General features: G+C 52.3%; 14 protein-coding genes. All 14 read left to right on the forward strand.

The window, feature by feature from the left end; translation table 11 throughout:
• The first annotated feature begins 67 nt into the window (after positions 1-67).
• On the forward strand, positions 68-688 hold the full coding sequence (locus JRC49_15880) for a DUF4230 domain-containing protein (GenBank protein ID QTE71232.1): 621 nt from the start codon (positions 68-70) through the stop codon (positions 686-688).
• A 227-nt stretch (positions 689-915) separates the two neighbouring features.
• Entirely contained in the window at positions 916-1,761 is an 846-nt protein-coding gene (gene ylqF, locus JRC49_15885; protein QTE71233.1) for a ribosome biogenesis GTPase YlqF, read from the forward strand.
• Entirely contained in the window at positions 1,649-2,365 is a 717-nt protein-coding gene (locus tag JRC49_15890; protein QTE71234.1) for a ribonuclease HII, read from the forward strand. Before ylqF ends, JRC49_15890 begins: the two co-directional genes overlap by 113 nt.
• Complete coding sequence (locus JRC49_15895; GenBank protein QTE71235.1) at positions 2,362-2,730, forward strand: YraN family protein; 369 nt, start codon at positions 2,362-2,364, stop codon at positions 2,728-2,730. Before JRC49_15890 ends, JRC49_15895 begins: the two co-directional genes overlap by 4 nt.
• Before the next feature lie 64 nt (positions 2,731-2,794).
• On the forward strand, positions 2,795-7,024 hold the full coding sequence (locus tag JRC49_15900) for a glycosyltransferase family 39 protein (GenBank protein ID QTE71236.1): 4,230 nt from the start codon (positions 2,795-2,797) through the stop codon (positions 7,022-7,024).
• A gap of 64 nt (positions 7,025-7,088) precedes the next feature.
• On the forward strand, positions 7,089-8,630 hold the full coding sequence (locus JRC49_15905; protein ID QTE72905.1) for a YifB family Mg chelatase-like AAA ATPase: 1,542 nt from the start codon (positions 7,089-7,091) through the stop codon (positions 8,628-8,630).
• Positions 8,621-9,745 carry a DNA-protecting protein DprA gene (dprA, locus tag JRC49_15910; GenBank protein QTE71237.1) on the forward strand — a complete coding sequence of 375 codons (1,125 nt, stop codon included), beginning with the start codon at positions 8,621-8,623 and terminating at the stop codon, positions 9,743-9,745. Before JRC49_15905 ends, dprA begins: the two co-directional genes overlap by 10 nt.
• A gap of 24 nt (positions 9,746-9,769) precedes the next feature.
• Positions 9,770-11,893, forward strand: a complete 2,124-nt coding sequence (topA, locus tag JRC49_15915) for a type I DNA topoisomerase (protein QTE71238.1) — start codon at positions 9,770-9,772, stop codon at positions 11,891-11,893.
• Positions 11,886-13,211, forward strand: a complete 1,326-nt coding sequence (gene trmFO / locus JRC49_15920) for a methylenetetrahydrofolate--tRNA-(uracil(54)-C(5))-methyltransferase (FADH(2)-oxidizing) TrmFO (GenBank protein QTE71239.1) — start codon at positions 11,886-11,888, stop codon at positions 13,209-13,211. The genes topA and trmFO overlap by 8 nt, the downstream gene beginning before the upstream one ends.
• 1 nt (position 13,212) lies before the next feature.
• Positions 13,213-13,752, forward strand: coding sequence for an ATP-dependent protease subunit HslV (gene hslV, locus JRC49_15925; GenBank protein QTE71240.1), 540 nt, complete (start codon positions 13,213-13,215; stop codon positions 13,750-13,752).
• Between the two features lie 17 nt (positions 13,753-13,769).
• Positions 13,770-15,143 (forward strand): ATP-dependent protease ATPase subunit HslU, encoded by a 1,374-nt coding sequence (gene hslU, locus JRC49_15930; protein QTE71241.1) that lies wholly within the window; start codon positions 13,770-13,772, stop codon positions 15,141-15,143.
• 83 nt (positions 15,144-15,226) lie between these two features.
• Positions 15,227-16,039 carry a pyrroline-5-carboxylate reductase gene (gene proC / locus JRC49_15935; GenBank protein ID QTE71242.1) on the forward strand — a complete coding sequence of 271 codons (813 nt, stop codon included), beginning with the start codon at positions 15,227-15,229 and terminating at the stop codon, positions 16,037-16,039.
• A gap of 21 nt (positions 16,040-16,060) precedes the next feature.
• Positions 16,061-16,540: a ribonuclease HI gene (rnhA, locus tag JRC49_15940; GenBank protein ID QTE71243.1), complete on the forward strand. Its 480-nt coding sequence runs from the start codon at positions 16,061-16,063 to the stop codon at positions 16,538-16,540.
• 25 nt (positions 16,541-16,565) lie between these two features.
• Positions 16,566-17,111, forward strand: coding sequence for a prolyl-tRNA synthetase associated domain-containing protein (locus JRC49_15945; protein ID QTE71244.1), 546 nt, complete (start codon positions 16,566-16,568; stop codon positions 17,109-17,111).
• The last annotated feature ends 167 nt before the right edge of the window (positions 17,112-17,278 follow it).

Consider the following 17,278-nt stretch of genomic DNA (forward strand, 5'->3'; position numbering starts at 1 on the left):
TATTTCCTGATTACCTACGGACTGATTCCGCTGCTGGCCATGATGACCGCGGCATGAGGAAAAAACCATGAAGAAGACCGGAAAATGGGCATTATCCGTGATTTCAAAAGCACTGGTAATCATCATTGTGATTGCCTTGCTTCCGTTTGCCCGTACCTGGATCCGGCAGCTGCTGCCTGACGCCACGGGCGAGATCCGGGTCCAGAGCATGATCCTGGAACAGAAGCTGGAATCAAGCAAGCGGCTCGAAGTTACCACCATTGATGAAGAAGGCGTTCTTGAAGCCAAGACCAACGTAATCATCCTGGGCACTGTCGGTACAACCACCATCCGTTACCGCTATACTGCCAGTGTCGGCATTGACCTGAGCAAAGTCGTTATGACAACAGACAGCGACAGGATCATTTTTGAGCTTCCGGATCCGGAGGTACTCAATGACGGAATTGAAGCGCTTGAAATCAACAAAAACAATTTTTTCTCCAAAGCAGTGGAAAAGAGTGTTGAGACGCTGTTGAACGAGCAGAAGCTGAAATGCAGGGAACAGTACATCAGTGAAAAGCAGCATTCAGACAGGGCCTGGGAGGATATCAGGAAATCCTTTGAAACAACTATCTGCCAATGGCTCGAACAATACGGGGAAAGACATTACGATTTTGAATTCGTCAAACTGAACGATTCCGCAGCCTGATAATCAGGCTGCTTTTTTCTGTGTACAGATCATACAGTGAGTTGTTTTTGTTCGCCTTGACTGATGGTCTTTTTTTTCATAATATAATGAAGTGATTTTTTCTGGGAACAGATAAATGAAGGATACGGAGCCCGGTCATACAGAGTACTGACCGGAATAATCCATCAGATAAGGATGTGATTACAACGAGCGAGAACAAGGACAGAATCAACTGGTATCCCGGACATATGGCGAAAACCAAACGCCTGCTCCAGGATCAGATTAAACGAATTGACCTGATCATTGAACTTTGCGACGCCCGGCTGCCTTATTCCAGCAGGAATCCGGAGCTGGCAAAAATGATATCACAGAAGCGTCATCTGCTTTTTATGAACAAATCCGACCTGGCCGATCCCGGTATGAACAAGCGCTGGCTTCAGTATTACCGCCGACAGGGGATTGAAGCGCACCTGACCAATGCCAGCATGATGAAAGGCAAGGAAACCGTCAGCCTGATTGAACAGGCGACAAAGGAAATTGTTGACAAAGCGCTGCAGAAGGGTGTACGGAAAACAGTACGGGCCATGATTGCCGGTATTCCGAACGTCGGAAAAAGCACCATGATCAACCGGCTTTACGGCCGATCCATTACCCAGACCGGAGACCGCCCCGGCGTTACAAAAAGCAATCAATGGGTCAAAATATCCCCATATCTGGAACTGCTCGATACACCCGGCCTGCTCTGGCCCCGGCTGGATGACCAGCTTTCCGCCCGCAGGCTGTGTTATATCGGCTCCATAAAGGATGACATTGTGGACACGGCAGAACTGACCATCAGCCTGCTGGAAGAATTATGCGTTCTGGTTCCCGACACTGTTTCCGAAAGATTCCATCTCAAGGATACAGGACTGAAAGGCGCGGAGCTGCTGGAAGCTGTATGTGCCGGAAGGGGATGGCTCCTGAAGGGCGGACGCTTTGACTATGACCGGTGCTGCAGCGTGGTGCTGGACGAATACCGCGCCGGAAAACTGGGCAGAATTACTTTTGAAGCACCGCCGCAAACCAATACGGAGGATACTGAAAACAATGATTGACCGTAGTCAGCACGCAGCTGAGCTGATGGCATTTGACAGGCAGTACAAACAGTCTGGCGTGGTCGTTGCCGGCATGGATGAGGTCGGCCGCGGCCCCCTGGCCGGTAATGTCGTTACCGCCTGCGTTGTTATGCCGGAGGATCCCCTTATCATCTGGATTGACGACAGCAAAAAGCTGAGCGAAAGCCGGCGTGAAAAAGTATTTGACGAGATTATGGCCAATGCGCTGTACGTCGGCGTGGGAGAGGTTTCTCCGGAAGAGATTGACCGGATCAATATCCTGGAGGCAACACGGAACGCTATGCGAAAAGCCGCGGCTGATGTTCCGGCCGACATATTCCTGATCGACGCGGTGACCAAACTCGGGCTGAAGGGGAAAGAAATGCCCATCATTAAAGGCGACGCCACTTCCTATTCCATCGCTGCGGCAAGCATCGTGGCAAAGGTAATCAGAGACAGGCAGATGATCGAACTTGACCGGCTCTATCCTGATTACGGATTCGCGCGGAACAAGGGCTACGGAACCAAAGAACATATCGAAGCGCTGAAACGGATCGGCCCCTGTCCGGTCCACCGCAGAAGCTTCATCACTCATTTCATATGAAATGGACCTATGAAACCGGCCTGCTTGGGGAAGAGATCGCCGCGCAGTGGCTGGAGGAGCATTATGGTATGCGCCTCCTTGAAAGCAGATACAAAACCAAGGCAGGCGAAATTGACCTGATTATGCTGGACAGGGATACTGTGGTTTTTGTGGAAGTCAAAACCCGGATGACCTCCCTGCCCGGAACCGGTATTGCCACGGTCAACCTGCAGAAACAAAGGCGCATTTCCAGGGCGGCGACCCTTTATCTGATGCGCAGGGAATGGCTTGGAAAAGCTGTTCGTTTTGATGTTATAGAAGTTCATCCGGACGATATGCTGTATATCCCCAATGCATTTCAGCCGGGCGGCATGTTTTACCGTTAATGAAAGGATGCGTTGTCGATTGGTTTTATCCAGACGGATTATACTGTTCCTGATTGCTTTTCTGATGGCTTTTGCCCTTGTTCCAGCAGGCTGCGCTGAAGGGGAGAACCTGCTTCAAAACGCCGATTTCTCTGAGCTGGACAGCGACGGGATGCCTGAATACTGGTTTACCGACGCATATTACCTGGATGCCGGTTATACAGTATTCGGTGTATCTGAAGGCGATTCCGGACATGAGCACGTCATCACTATACAGAATATCGCTGAAAATGACGCCCGCTTTGCCCAGGCTGTGGAAGTTGAGCCGGATTCCCTATACAAGTTCAGCGGATACATCCGTGCCAGCGGCATTGAGGGCGGCCTAGGCGCCAACCTGAGCATTGAGGGCATATACGCTTTCAGCGACAAGGTATACGATACAGAAGGCGAATGGAAATACATCGAATATTACGGTGAAACAGGACCGGACCAGGACTATATCGTTGTTTTTGCCCGGCTGGGCGGATACAGCGGCATCTGCTCCGGTAAAGCCTCCTTCTCCAACCTGTCCCTGACCAAAGTAGACAGCGTACCCGGCGATCTGGTGGCTGACATGTGGTACCGGGAATCCGCCGATTCCTATAACGACGACGAATATGAGGATCCGCTGCAAGCCATTCCGGCCACAGCCTGGCTGATCCTGATCAGCCTTGTATATACCGCCTTTGCGCTGCTTGCTGTCTATCATTATGAGCAGCGTAAAAAACAGCAGATTACAATCAGCCGGAAAATTTCTCCGTATCTGCTTTCTGCTCTGTTTTTCTCGGCGCTTGTTCTCCGGATCCTTATCAGCTCCCTGGTTGAAGGATACATGGTTGACGTGAACTGCTTCCTGAGCTGGGGAAAGACCATGGCGAACTCCGGACCGACAGGATTCTACCAGGACACCAATTTCTGTGATTATCCGCCGCTGTACACCTATGTGCTGGCCCTGAATTCTGAAATATCCAGGCTTCTGCATGCCGGACCCATGCTGGAGCGGGTCATTTTCCGGTTTGTGCCCTGTCTGTGTGACCTCATCGGCTGCTTTATTGTCTACCGGCTGATGGTCAGGGAGCATGAAACATCCGGATATGCCCCTTATTTCTTCCTGATTGCGTCCTTATTCAACCCTGCCGCCATCCTGAACAGTGCCGCGTGGGGACAGATGGACAGCGTACTGTGCCTGCTCCTGCTGGCTGTCTCTGTAATGGCCGTGAAAGGGAAGTGGATGACAGCGCTGCCGCTGTACGTAATCGCAGTGCTGATCAAACCGCAGGCACTGATGCTCGGGCCGCTGGGGCTGATATACATCCTGATTACCTATGTCCGGAAGCCGGAATCCCGCAAACCGATCCTGTACGGTACCGTGATCAGTATTCTGACACTTGCCGCAGGCGTGATTCCCTTCAGCCTCCGGCAGAACTGGGACTGGCTGATCAATCTGTATAAACGCACCCTGGAATCCTATCCCTACGCCACGGTCAACACCGCCAACTTCTACTATATCCTTGGCGGGAACTGGAACGCCATTGCGAATGAAGCCCATATCCTTGCTCCTGTCCTGCTGGGACTGCTCTGCATCGGTTACGGATTGTGGTGGCATTTCTGTTCCAAAGAAAAGAAATATCTCCTGATTGAAACGCTTATCAGTTTCCTGTTTGCAAGCGCGTTTATCATCTGCGCCTTCGTAAGGGCTTCCTGGGCTTTGACCGGCGGAATTGCCATGGGATTCGCCTTTGTCATTGTCCTTTCTCCCGCAATCCGCCGGAAAGACATTCGTCTCCTCCCGTGGCTCGGAGGCCTGCTCTACGTGCTGCTGTACGTTTTCGGCGTCAAGATGCACGAACGTTATATTTTCCCTGCGCTGCTCCTGTTTGCGGCAGCCTGGACGCTGTTCAGGGACAGGCGTATTCTTTACGTCCTGGTGCTGTTTTCCGTTACGACCTTTATCAATGAGGGAATCGTACTGGACAACAGCATCCGCCTGGGTTCCTCCTTCGGCCACCTGAACCCGGATACGGTTGTGCTTGCCGATCTGATCAGCCTTCTGAATATTTCCGGCGCTTTGTACGCGGTCTGGCTCAGCACGAAACTGTACAAGGACATTCCTGTTGCAGAAGAAATTGATGCTGAAGTTCCGGAAACTGAAAAAGAAGCAGCCATACCTGAATCCATATCCGGCTGTGAAGTCGAAACTGAAAGCATTCTGACGGGCAATGAACCGGAAACCCTTGTTGCAGCCGAACAGCCTGTCCTGCTGAATGCTGAAGAGACTGACACAAACCTGACAGCTGAAACCATCCATCAGGGAGCAGTTCAGGACAGCCGCAGAAGCTTCCGATGGTTTGACCGTTCCCTGCACTGGAATAAACGTGATACAATCCTGCTTTCCGTCATTACGGCAGTCTATGCCGCAATCAGCCTGCTGACCCTTGGAAGCACAAAGGCTCCGCAGACCGCATGGATATCCAGCAGCCCGGCAGAGGAGATTGTCTTTGACCTGGGTGAATACAGGGATAATTTCGAAATTCTCTATTTTGGCCAGGTCAGCAGCCGCAATTTCTCCTTTTCCGTCAGCAAAGACAGGAAAGAATGGGAAGACGACGTCTGGGCCCAGATGGATCAGGGGCAGTGCTGGAAATGGAAATATGTGATTCTTTCCTATACTGACGAAAACGAAAATGTGACTTTCCAGAGTTCAAACCTGGATCATGTGGTTCGCTTCAGCGGAAGATATGTGAAACTGAAAGCTCATTATATCGGCCTGACGCTGAATGAAGTGCTTTTCCGCAATGAGGACGGAGAAGTGCTGCCTGTCCGGATACTGGATCAGACAGGGGCAGAACCTGAATCTGTGCTGTATTCCGATCCTGCGTCTTTGATTGACGAACAGGATACACTGGAACGGCTGCCCGCTTTCCCGGAAAGCCAGGAGACCACTGAAGCTGCAGCACAGCCCGGCTGGTGGAACAGCAGCTATTTTGATGAAATCTATCACGCAAGAACAGGCTTTGAATTCCTTCACGGAAAAGCACCCTATGAAACAAGCCATCCGCCCCTCGGGAAAATCCTGATCAGCCTTTCCATTGCTGCATTCGGAATGTGTCCGTTCGGCTGGCGTTTTGCCGGAGCGGTGGCCGGAATCCTGATGCTGCCCGGGATGTACCTGCTTGTCAAACAGCTGAGTAAGAAAACCAGTATAGCCGCCCTGGCCTGCCTGCTGATGGCGCTGGACTGCCAGCACCTGACACAGACCCAGATTGCAACAATCGATAGTTTCCCTGTACTGTTTATCATTTTCGAATACTTCTTCATGCTGCGTTTTATCCAGACCGACTACCTGAAGGAGAAGAAGTCCGCAGCCATCCTTCCGCTGCTGTTCAGCGGTCTGTTCATGGGCTTGTCCATTGCCAGCAAATGGATCGGTATTTACGCCGGAGCCGGACTTGCGTTCCTCTTTTTCACCCATTGCTACCGGGTCATCCGCAGTGCTTCCAAAGCGGACGCTGATCAGCTCCGTTCCGCACTGCGCAGGACGCTGATCCTCTGCCTCTGGTGTATCCTGTTCTTTATCCTGATTCCTGTGATCATTTATCTGCTGTCTTATATTCCATACTTTGCCTATCTGTCCGGCAGGATTACCAGCCTGACAGATTATATCAAAGAAGTGATCAAAGCCCAGATCGGTATGTTCAATTATCACAGTGAACCGGGGCTAGGAATGAATCATCCCTTCTATTCTCCCTGGTGGGAGTGGCCGATCATCGGCAAACCCATGTATTACGCTTCACAGGAATACATCCCGGCAGGATTTACAAAACGGAACAGTATCTTCTGCTTCGGGAATCCCGTGATCTGGTACGGTGGACTGGCTGCGCTTGCGTACTGCCTGTTCCGCTTCGCACAGACCAGAAGATACCAGCTGGAAGGTACTGATTACCTCTGGCATATCCGGACTGGCAGTTCCGATTTCCGTTATTCCTTTATCCTGATCGGTTTCCTGGCCCAGTATCTGCCCTGGGTGCTGGTTCCCAGAGGAACCTATATATACCATTATTTCGCAAGCCTACCGTTCATCATGACTGCGATTGCAGTATCCTTTGACCAGGACGACCCGAAATACAGGCTTAACTTCCGTCTGTTTGCCGCAGCTTTTGCGATTGCGGCAGCCGTGTTCTTTATCATTCTTTTCCCGTACGCCTGCGGCCTGAATGTCTGTAAAGGCTGGCTTGACATTGGAAACCATCTGCTGAGAATCTGGTATAACCCGTAATCATCGCATGCACTGCTTTCAGAGGAATCAAAACTGACCAGTGGAGGAATCAACCGCAATGGGAATCATGGCAAGTCTGCTGAGTTTCGGCGTGACAGGTGTGAACGGTTACCAGGTTCATGTGGAAGTGTTCGGCACAGAAAGCATGCCCGGTATTGAAATCATCGGCCTTCCAGACGCTTCTGTGAAGGAAAGCAAGGACCGGGTCAACGCGGCCATTATCAACAGCGGAAAGCAAATGAATCCCAGACGGATCACAGTCAACCTGGCCCCTGCAGACACAAAGAAGGAAGGCCCTTCCTTCGACCTGCCGATTGCAGTGGGCATGATGATTGCTGACGGCATCCTGATCCCTGATCCGCCGGCAGACCTGAAATCCGTGGCGCTCTTCGGAGAACTCAGCCTGGACGGAAGCGTACAGCCCATTAACGGCGCCCTGCCCATGGTCATCAGCGCCAAGGAAAACGGCATCGGCACAGTGATCCTGCCGGAGAAAAACGCCTGTGAAGTCTCCTGCATCCAGGATATCCGGATTCTTCCCGTTTCTCACCTGAGGCAGGTGATTGCCTGGTTTGAGGGCAAAGCAGAACTGGAAGAGCAAAAGCAGGTTTCGTTTGAAGCGTTGAAAAACGAAGCGGTTCCTGCGGTGGACATGGCCCAGATCAAAGGCCAGAAAGGCGCCCGGCGGGCCGTTGAAGTAGCCGCAGCCGGCGGCCATAACATGCTGATGATCGGCGTACCCGGCAGCGGCAAAACCATGCTGGCGCGATGCATACCCGGAATCCTGCCTCCGATGACTTTTGAAGAATCCCTTGAAACCACACGGATCCATTCCATCTGCGGAAAACTGCAGGCGGGAAAAGGACTGATGGTTAACAGGCCATTCTGTGCGCCGCACCATAACGCATCTGTTGCCTCCCTGATCGGCGGCGGACAGGATGCCAAACCCGGTGAGGTTTCCCTGGCACATAACGGCGTATTGTTCCTGGATGAACTGCCTGAATTCAGCCGAAGCGCACTGGAAGCCCTCCGGCAGCCGCTGGAAGACGGAATCGTATCCGTTGCAAGGGTCAGGCGCCAGGCCCAGTATCAGTCTTCCTTTATGCTGGTTGCCGCCATGAATCCCTGTCCCTGCGGGTTTTACGGGAGCAACCGGCGCACATGCAGATGTACACCTCCGGAAATCAGGAGATACCTGGACCGTGTTTCCGGTCCGCTGCTGGACAGAATAGACCTTCAGATTGAAGTGGATTCTGTACCCATCAATGAAATCAATGATTCCCAGCCGTCTGAATCATCCGCCGTTGTTGCTGCCAGAGTACGCAAAGCTCGGGAAATCCAGCTGAAGCGATATGAAGGGACGGGAAAATACTGCAACGCACAGCTTTCCAACGCAGAAGTAAAACAGTTCTGCACGCCGGACGCTGAAGGAACCGCCCTTCTGAACGCCGCAGTTGATTCCTTGCACCTGAGCATGCGTGCCTACCAGCGAATCCTGAAAGTAGCAAGAACCATTGCCGATCTGGCCGGGGAAGAGACGATCTCCTCCGCACATATTGCGGAAGCTGTTCAGTATCGGGAACTTGACCAGAAGTATTGGAGATGAATCCTGTGCCGCAATACGGATACGAATATGACGCATGGCTTGCTTCCGCCTGTATGCCGGCTTACGCAGTCCGAAAGCTGCTGGACCGTTACGGTACGTCTGAAGCATGCCATCAGGCCGTCTGCCGGAATGACGTGGAACTGAAAGAGCTCATTTCCCATCGGTTTTATCAGGTGTTGTATTCCACAGGAGCAAAGGAAAACCTGGAAAAATACAAAAAGGTCATGGACAGTCATGGAATCAGATCCCTGATTTTTTCAGATGCGCTTTTTCCAGCTTCACTGCATGAAATTCATGATCCTCCCGCCATCCTGTTCCTGCAGGGAAACATGGACTGCCTCAGGGGCAGATCCCTGGCCATTGTGGGCAGCAGAGCCGCTTCCTATACAGGACAGAAAGCCGCAGGTAAACTGGCGAAAGACCTGGGCAGAAAGGGCATAACCGTCATCAGCGGACTGGCCTGCGGCATTGATGCCGCCGCACACCGGGGATGCCTGGATGGGAAAGGGCTGACAATCGCGGTGGTCGGGAACGGCCTGGACCGCGTTTATCCGGCAGATAACCGGGTTCTCCATGACGACATTCTGGCCGGGGACGGACTGATCATCAGTGAATACGCACCGGGTGAAAAGGCGCTGGGCTGGCATTTTCCTGTAAGGAACCGTATTATTGTGGGGCTGAGCCGGGCACTGATCCTGATGGAAGCCAGAATCCGCAGCGGCAGTATGACCTCGGTCAATCATGCGCTGGAGCAGGGGAAGGATGTTTTCGTCTATCCGGGCGATCCCTCCTCAGACTGTTTTGAAGGAAATCATCAGCTATTGCGGGAAGGCGGTCTTTATTTCACAAGTGCCAATGATATCCTTGAAGATCTTCACTGGCTTGACAATCCTTCCGCAGTAAGGCAAAATAGCGAATGCGTGCAGGGATATAAGCCCTCCACGCCGGAAGAAGAAACAATCATAAAAGCACTGAAGCCGGGGGCTCTGAGCTTTGAGCAGCTTATAAACTGTACGGGGATGAATCCTTCCGTACTGATGAGCACACTCACGATCCTTCAGATCCGGGGCATTATTGAAGCCCTGCCCGGTAAACAATATCAGCTGAAGCATTAATCCATCCCGGAGGAGATAGATACAATGGCAACCAACAAACAGAAACTGATTATCGTGGAGTCCCCTGCAAAGGCCAAGACCATCAGCAAGTATCTGGGCAAAGGATACAAGGTGGAAGCCTCCCAGGGACATGTATGCGATCTGCCCAAGAGCCAGCTTGGTGTGGATATCGATCACGACTTTGATCTGAAATACATCACGATCCGCGGACGCGGCGACATCCTGAGCCGTATCCGTAAGGAAGCAAAGAACGCTTCCCAGATCTACTTCGCGACAGACCCTGACCGCGAAGGGGAAGCCATCAGCTGGCATCTGTTCCACGTGCTGGGTGTGGATGAAAAATCTCCCTGCCGGATTGAATTCAACGAAGTGACCAAGAAAGCGGTTCAGGCTGCGATCAAAAAGCCAAGAAAACTCGATATGGGCCGGATTGACGCCCAGCAGGCCCGCCGTGCACTGGACCGGCTGGTGGGTTACAAAATCAGCCCGCTCCTTTGGGTGAAAGTGAAAAAGGGCTTATCAGCCGGCCGTGTACAGAGCGTTGCAACCCGCATGGTTGTTGAACGCGAACGTGAAATTGACAACTTTATTCCGGAAGAATACTGGGACATCACCGCTGACTGCACTGTCAAAGGAGAAAAGAAACCGGCCGCCTTCAGCGCCAGGTTTACAACCCTGGACGGACAGAAAACACCAGTCAGCAACAAAACCGAGGCCGAGCAGATCCGGGCACTGATTGAATCCGGAGATTTTACGGTTACTGATATCAGGAAAAAGGAAAAGAAACGGCAGCCCGCGCCGCCTTTCACCACCTCCAGCCTGCAGCAGGAAGCCGGAAGAAAACTCAGCTTCACCACAGCCAAGACGATGCAGGTTGTCCAGCAGCTGTATGAAGGCGTGGACCTGGAAGGAGAAGGCGCCCAGGGTCTGGTGACCTATATCCGTACCGACAGCGTCCGGATCAGCGATGACGCCATGACGGCCCTTCGTGCCTTCATTCCGGAAAAATACGGCAAGGAATACCTGCCGAAAGAGAAAAACGAGTTCAAGGGCCGCAAGAACGCACAGGACGCCCATGAAGCCATCCGGCCGACAGACGTTACGCGTACGCCCGATTCCATCAAGAATTCCCTGAGCCGGGAGCAGTTCATGCTCTACAGGCTGATTTACAACCGTTTTGTGGCCAGCCAGATGGCTCCTGCCGTCTATGAAACATTGTCTGCCGAGATTACAGACAAGCGGATCGGTCTCCGGTTTTACGGCGAACATAAGATCTTTGCCGGATTTACCACCCTGTATGAAGAGGGGACAGATGAATCCGAAGACAATGTGGAGATGACGCTGCCCGCCCTGAAGGAAGGACAGAAGATCTCCGTAAAACAGGTTAATACCGACCAGCACTTCACCCAGCCCCCGAGCCGTTATACCGAAGCAAGCCTTGTCCGGACGCTTGAGGAAAACGGAATCGGCCGGCCTTCCACCTATGCGCCGACGATTACCACGATTATTGCGCGCGGATACGTATCCAGGGAAAAGAAGCGTCTGTTCCCGACAGAACTCGGCATCATGGTGACCGAGATGATGGAAAAGTACTTTACCCAGATCGTTGACACGGAATTCACCGCCAAAATGGAAGAAAAACTGGACGAAGTGGAAGAAGGCCAGTGTGACTGGAAACAGATCCTCCGGGAATTCTATCCTGATTTCATTTCAACGCTTTCCGTTGCGGAAAAAGAGATTGAAAAAGTGGAAGTCAAGGATGATGTCAGCGACGTCCCCTGCGACAAGTGCGGCGCGATGATGGTCTATAAAATGGGCAAATTCGGACGTTTCCTCGCATGCCCGAATTTCCCTGAATGCCGGAACACCATGCCCATCCTGACTTACATTGACGCTGCCTGTCCGGTATGCGGCAAGCGTCTGCTTGAAAAAACAAGCCGTAAAAACAGGAAATTCTACGGATGTGAAGGATATCCGGAATGCGACTTCGTCAGCTGGGACAAACCCGCCAATGAAAAATGCCCGCAATGCGGAACCTATATGATTGAAAAGAAAAACAACAAGGGTGAAACCATTCATTTGTGCACAAACGAAAACTGCCGCTTCAAAAAAGTGGTTGCAGTAAGCGGGGAAGAAGACAATGAGTGACCGTTCAGCCACAGTCATCGGCGCCGGTCTCGCCGGATGTGAAGCCGCCTGGCAGCTGGCTGAAAGGGGAATCCATGTCAGGCTGATCGAAATGAAGCCGCATAAAATGTCACCGGCCCATCATTCCGAACAGTTTGCTGAACTTGTCTGTTCCAACAGTTTCAGAGGTGACCGGCTGACCAACGCCATCGGCCTGCTGAAGGAAGAAATGCGTATTCTCGGTTCCCTGATTATGCGGTGCGCCGATGAGACGAAAGTTCCGGCCGGCGGCGCGCTTGCGGTGGACCGGGACTCATTTTCCGCCCATGTGACAAAAGCGATTACCGGGCATCCGCTGATTGAACAGATCCATGAAGAAGCTGTCAGTATTCCTGACGGTCCGGTCATTATAGCCACCGGTCCGCTGACCAGCGACGCCTTTGCCGAAGTGATCAGGAATCTTCCCGGCATGAACACGCTGAATTTCTATGACGCTGCTGCACCCATTGTGTTCAGGGAATCCCTGGATGAATCAAAGCTTTTCCGTCTCAGCCGTTATAACCGGGGAAACGACTATCTGAACGCCCCCATGACAGAAGAAGAATACACGGTTTTCATCAACGAACTGATCAATGCTGAAACCGCGGAAATCCACGGTTTTGAGGAAAACCGTGTTTTTGAAGGGTGCATGCCCATCGAAAGCATGGCCAAACGGGGATTTATGGTACCCGCATTCGGCCCGTTGAAGCCCGTAGGGCTGGCTGATCCGCGAACCGGAAAAGAGCCTTTCGCCGTCGTTCAGCTCCGGCAGGATAACGCATCGGACACAATGTACAACCTGGTAGGATTTCAGACCCGGCTGAAATTCGGCGAACAGAAGCGGGTCTTCGGTTTGATTCCCGGGCTCGAGCATGCAGAATACGCCCGCTACGGCGTAATGCACCGCAACACTTTCCTGAACAGTCCCGGATTCCTGAACGCTTCCTTTGAGATGATCAGCCGCAAGCAATGCTTCTTTGCCGGACAGATTACCGGTGTGGAAGGTTATGTGGAAAGTGCCGGCAGCGGTCTGGTGGCAGGCATGACGCTTGCCGCCGAACTGAATGAAACAGATATTCCTGTTTTCCCATCCTGCACCGCGCTCGGCGCCATGGGAAAGCATGTTTCCACCCCCAATCCGAATTTCCAGCCGATGAACTGCTCCTTCGGCCTGATTGACCCGCTGCCCGTCATTCCGGGTGAAAAACGGCTGAAGAAAAAGCAGGACCGGTATGAAGCCGTTGCCCAGAGGGCACTGTCCTGCATCAAGTCCATACAAAGCCAGACAGGAGGAAAATAATATGTCCAGTCCTTTCAGGGGTACAACCATCTGTGCCGTCAAAAAAGGCAATGAAATAGCCATTGCCGGAGACGGACAGGTGACCATGGGAGAACATACCGTTTTTAAAACCACCGCGAAAAAAGTACGCCGTCTTTATAACGGCGAGGTAGTCGTCGGGTTTGCCGGAAGTGTCGCGGATGCTTTCACCCTTTGTGAAAAATTCGAAGAGAAGCTCCAGCAGTGCGGCGGAAACCTGGAAAAAGCCGCCGTCGCACTGGCGCAGAACTGGCGCGGCGACCAGATGATGAGGCAGCTTGAATCCATGATGATCGCTGCAAACAAAGACCGGCTGCTGATCCTCAGCGGTACCGGTGAAGTGATTGATCCCGATGAAGGAATTGCCGCCATTGGTTCCGGCGGAAACTACGCCCTCGCCGCTGCAAGGGCACTGGTGCAGAACACAGACCTGAGCGCCGCGGAAATCGCGGAAAAATCACTGCATATCGCTGCCAGTATCTGTGTATATACAAATGATAATATTACTGTTGAAACGATCTGAAGAGGCAGGTGAACAACATGAGTGATCAGCAGCTGACTCCCAGACAGATTGTCCATGAACTGGACAGATTCATTGTCGGGCAGGACGAAGCCAAGAAAGCTGTCGCCATTGCGCTGAGAAACCGTTACCGCCGCAGCCGCGTTGAAAGCGAACTGCGGGATGAGATTATCCCGAAAAATATCCTGATGATCGGACCGACCGGTGTCGGTAAAACCGAAATTGCCCGCCGGCTTGCAAAACTGGTCAGCGCACCCTTTATCAAAGTGGAAGCGACCAAGTTTACAGAAGTGGGTTACGTCGGCCGGGACGTGGAAAGTATTATCCGCGATCTGACCGAGAACGCGGTCCGGATGGTCCGCCGTGAACATGAAGAGCGCGTTATGCCGCGGGCCAGGGTGCTGGCAGAAGAGCGGCTGAGCGATCTGCTCGCCCACGGGCCCCGGAAAAACACTGCCTCCAATCCCCTGGATTTCCTGCTGGGAAAGCAGAAGGAACAGCAGCCCAGCGGCGAGGAAGTAGCTGCCCTGGCCAAACGGAAAGAAGACATCCGCCTGCAGCTCATGCGCGGCGAAATTGAAGATACAGAACTGGATCTGGAAGTTGAAGAGGAAGCTCCCACGCTGGAAGTCGGCGGGAACAGCATCAGCCTCGTCGATATGATGGGCAATATGATGCCCAAGCGGACAAAAATCCGTCATGTGAAGGTCAGTGAGGCACGCAAAATCCTGACAGATCAGGAAGCCGCCCGCTTGATTGACAATGACGCCGTACAGGAAGAAGCGATCCATCGAACTGAACAGAACGGTATTGTCTTCATCGATGAAATCGACAAGATTGCAAGCGCTTCCGGAGGACACGGACCGGACGTCAGCAGGGAAGGCGTACAGCGGGATATTCTTCCCATTGTTGAAGGATGTACGATTAACACCAAATACGGCGCTGTCAAAACCGATTTTATGCTGTTTATTGCAGCCGGCGCCTTCCATGTGAGCAAGGTGACAGACCTGATTCCCGAACTGCAGGGACGTTTTCCCGTTCATGTGAAGCTCAAGAGCCTCACAAAGCAGGATTTCATGCAAATCATGACCGTGCCTGAAAATGCCCTGACCAAGCAGTACCAGGCGCTGCTGGCCGTGGACCGTGTGATGGTAACCTTTGAGGAAAGCGCGATTTCCGCTGTGGCGGAAGCAGCCTGCAACGCAAATGAAAACGCGGAAGATATCGGTGCCCGGAGACTGCACGCGATTTTCGAACAGCTGCTGGAAGACGTTCTTTTCAATGCCGGTGATGAAAATATGCCCCCGTTCGAGCTGAAAATTGACGAAGCCTACGTCAATGAAAGGCTGAAAGGGGAGAACCGTCCCATGGATATCCGGAAGTTTATCCTGTAAGTTGTTTTTCTTATGCCGCCTTGCTTTGCAGGCGGCTTTTTTCGTGTTATAATCCATAAAAACCGGCAGGGAGGTCTTTTTCTATGATTAACACCATCGGCATGATCGGTACCGGAAATATGGGTTCCGCTATTCTGCGCGGCATTGTTGACGCATCCTACGTCAAGGCGTCGCAGATTATCGCATATGACGCCAGCTCCCGGAGAATGAGCGAACTGGAAGAAGACATCCCGGGCATTATCACAGCCCGCGACTGCCTGGAAGTTGCTGAGAAGGCGGATCTGATCATCCTGGCCATCAAGCCGATCTATGTCAAGGACGTGATCGAGGAAATCCATCCCGCCCTGAATGGCAAAGCCGTTCTCAGCATCGCTGCCGGCTGGACTGTGAGCATGCTTGAAAACGCACTGTACGGCACATCCGCCACCTACCTGCGCGTGATGCCCAATACTCCCGCACTGGTCGGCGAGGGAATGACAGCCCTGTGTGACAACACCACCTTCTCCAAGGAAGATTTCAACTACGCAAAGGGCATCTTCGATTCCATCGGAAAGACCAAGGTGCTGCCGGAACGGCTGTTTGACGGTGTTGTGGCCGTCAGCGGCAGCAGCCCTGCCTATGTTTACATGATGATTGAAGCCATGGCAGACGCCGCGGTGAAAGAAGGCATTCCGCGGGTATATGCCTATGAAATGGCTGCGCAGAGCGTACTTGGTAGTGCGCTGATGGTATTGTCCTCCGGAACACATCCGGCCGCGCTGAAGGACGCCGTGTGTTCTCCCGGAGGAACCACGATTGAAGCCGTCGAGGAACTTGAACGGAAAGGCTTCCGCACTGCCATCATGGACGCTATGGATGCCTGTGCCCGCAAGAGCCGTGAACTCTCCAAGCAATAAGAGACAGAGGAATAAGCCCCTATGGATGAAAACAGAAAAACAGTCAATATTTATACAGATGGTGCCTGCAGCGGCAATCCCGGGCCCGGAGGATGGGCTGCCATCCTTGAATTCGGTCCGCACCGGAAGGAACTGAGCGGCTATATGGCCGGCACCACGAACAACCGGATGGAGCTTTTTGCAGCCATCAGCGGGCTGGGCGCACTGAAGGAGCCCTGCATTGTCAACCTGTACTCTGACAGCAATTACCTGGTCCAGGCCTTTAATGACCACTGGATTGATAACTGGAAGAAAAACGGCTGGAAAACCAGCGGCGGCGCCAAAGTGGAAAATCAGGATTTATGGTTTATCCTGTCCGCACAGACAGCCAAGCATCATGTGACCTTTATCAAAGTCAAGGGCCATGCCGATCATCCGGAAAACAACCGCTGTGACGAGCTCGCAAGGGCTGCCATTGACGAATACCGCAGAATCAACACAGAAAAGCCCTCTGAAGAATAACAAACCTGATTTCCGGAGATTTATCATGGAAATTTATCATGGAAGGCCTGCCGATGAAAATGGCAGGCTTTCGCGCGAGATACGCACCTACGACTTCCTGGATCAGCTGGGAATTTCTTATCAGCGGACCGACCATGAGCGGGCGGATCATATGGAAGCCTGTAACGTCATTGACGCCGTGCTTGACGTAGTGATCTGTAAAAACCTGTTTCTCTGCAACCGGCAGAAAACCGCCTTTTACCTGCTTATGATGCCCGGCGGGAAGAAATTCCGGACAAAGGAGCTGTCTGCGCAGATTCATTCCTCCAGGGTCTCCTTTGCGGATCCGGAAGATATGCTGAAATACCTGGATATTGAACCGGGTGCCGTCAGCATCATGGGGCTGATGAACGACAGGGAAAGAAAAGTCCGCCTGCTGATTGATGAAGACATTCTCAGTGACGAATATATCGGCTGTCATCCCTGCGTATGCACTTCCAGCCTGAAGATTAAAACAAAAGACGTTCTGGAGCGGTTTCTCCCGGCTACTGGCCATTCCTTTCAGGCGGTCTGTCTGAAAGGGGAGGAATGAATCGATATAAGGATAAAACAGATCATCTTCTGTGTTTTCAGACGGATAGAATATTTGAAGAAACAAGCAGCGAACTGCATTGCATTGACAGATTCATAGTCTGATGATATGATGGGTACAGATCTAAAACTATTCGCTAAACCACAGTTTTACGAATAGTTATGCGG

The sequence above is a fragment of the Clostridiales bacterium FE2011 genome (assembly GCA_017569305.1).
Classification (GTDB): Bacteria; Bacillota; Clostridia; order Christensenellales; family Aristaeellaceae; genus Aristaeella.

Coding starts and splice junctions, on each gene's coding strand:
- topA (QTE71238.1), top strand. CDS start 9,770: ATGGCAACCAACAAACAGAAACTGATTATCGTGGAGTCCCCTGCAAAG.
- JRC49_15945 (QTE71244.1), top strand. CDS start 16,566: ATGGAAATTTATCATGGAAGGCCTGCCGATGAAAATGGCAGGCTTTCG.
- ylqF (QTE71233.1), top strand. CDS start 916: ATGGCGAAAACCAAACGCCTGCTCCAGGATCAGATTAAACGAATTGAC.
- JRC49_15895 (QTE71235.1), top strand. CDS start 2,362: ATGAAATGGACCTATGAAACCGGCCTGCTTGGGGAAGAGATCGCCGCG.
- hslU (QTE71241.1), top strand. CDS start 13,770: ATGAGTGATCAGCAGCTGACTCCCAGACAGATTGTCCATGAACTGGAC.
- JRC49_15890 (QTE71234.1), top strand. CDS start 1,649: ATGACCGGTGCTGCAGCGTGGTGCTGGACGAATACCGCGCCGGAAAAC.
- proC (QTE71242.1), top strand. CDS start 15,227: ATGATTAACACCATCGGCATGATCGGTACCGGAAATATGGGTTCCGCT.
- trmFO (QTE71239.1), top strand. CDS start 11,886: ATGAGTGACCGTTCAGCCACAGTCATCGGCGCCGGTCTCGCCGGATGT.
- JRC49_15880 (QTE71232.1), top strand. CDS start 68: ATGAAGAAGACCGGAAAATGGGCATTATCCGTGATTTCAAAAGCACTG.
- JRC49_15900 (QTE71236.1), top strand. CDS start 2,795: ATGGCTTTTGCCCTTGTTCCAGCAGGCTGCGCTGAAGGGGAGAACCTG.
- hslV (QTE71240.1), top strand. CDS start 13,213: ATGTCCAGTCCTTTCAGGGGTACAACCATCTGTGCCGTCAAAAAAGGC.
- rnhA (QTE71243.1), top strand. CDS start 16,061: ATGGATGAAAACAGAAAAACAGTCAATATTTATACAGATGGTGCCTGC.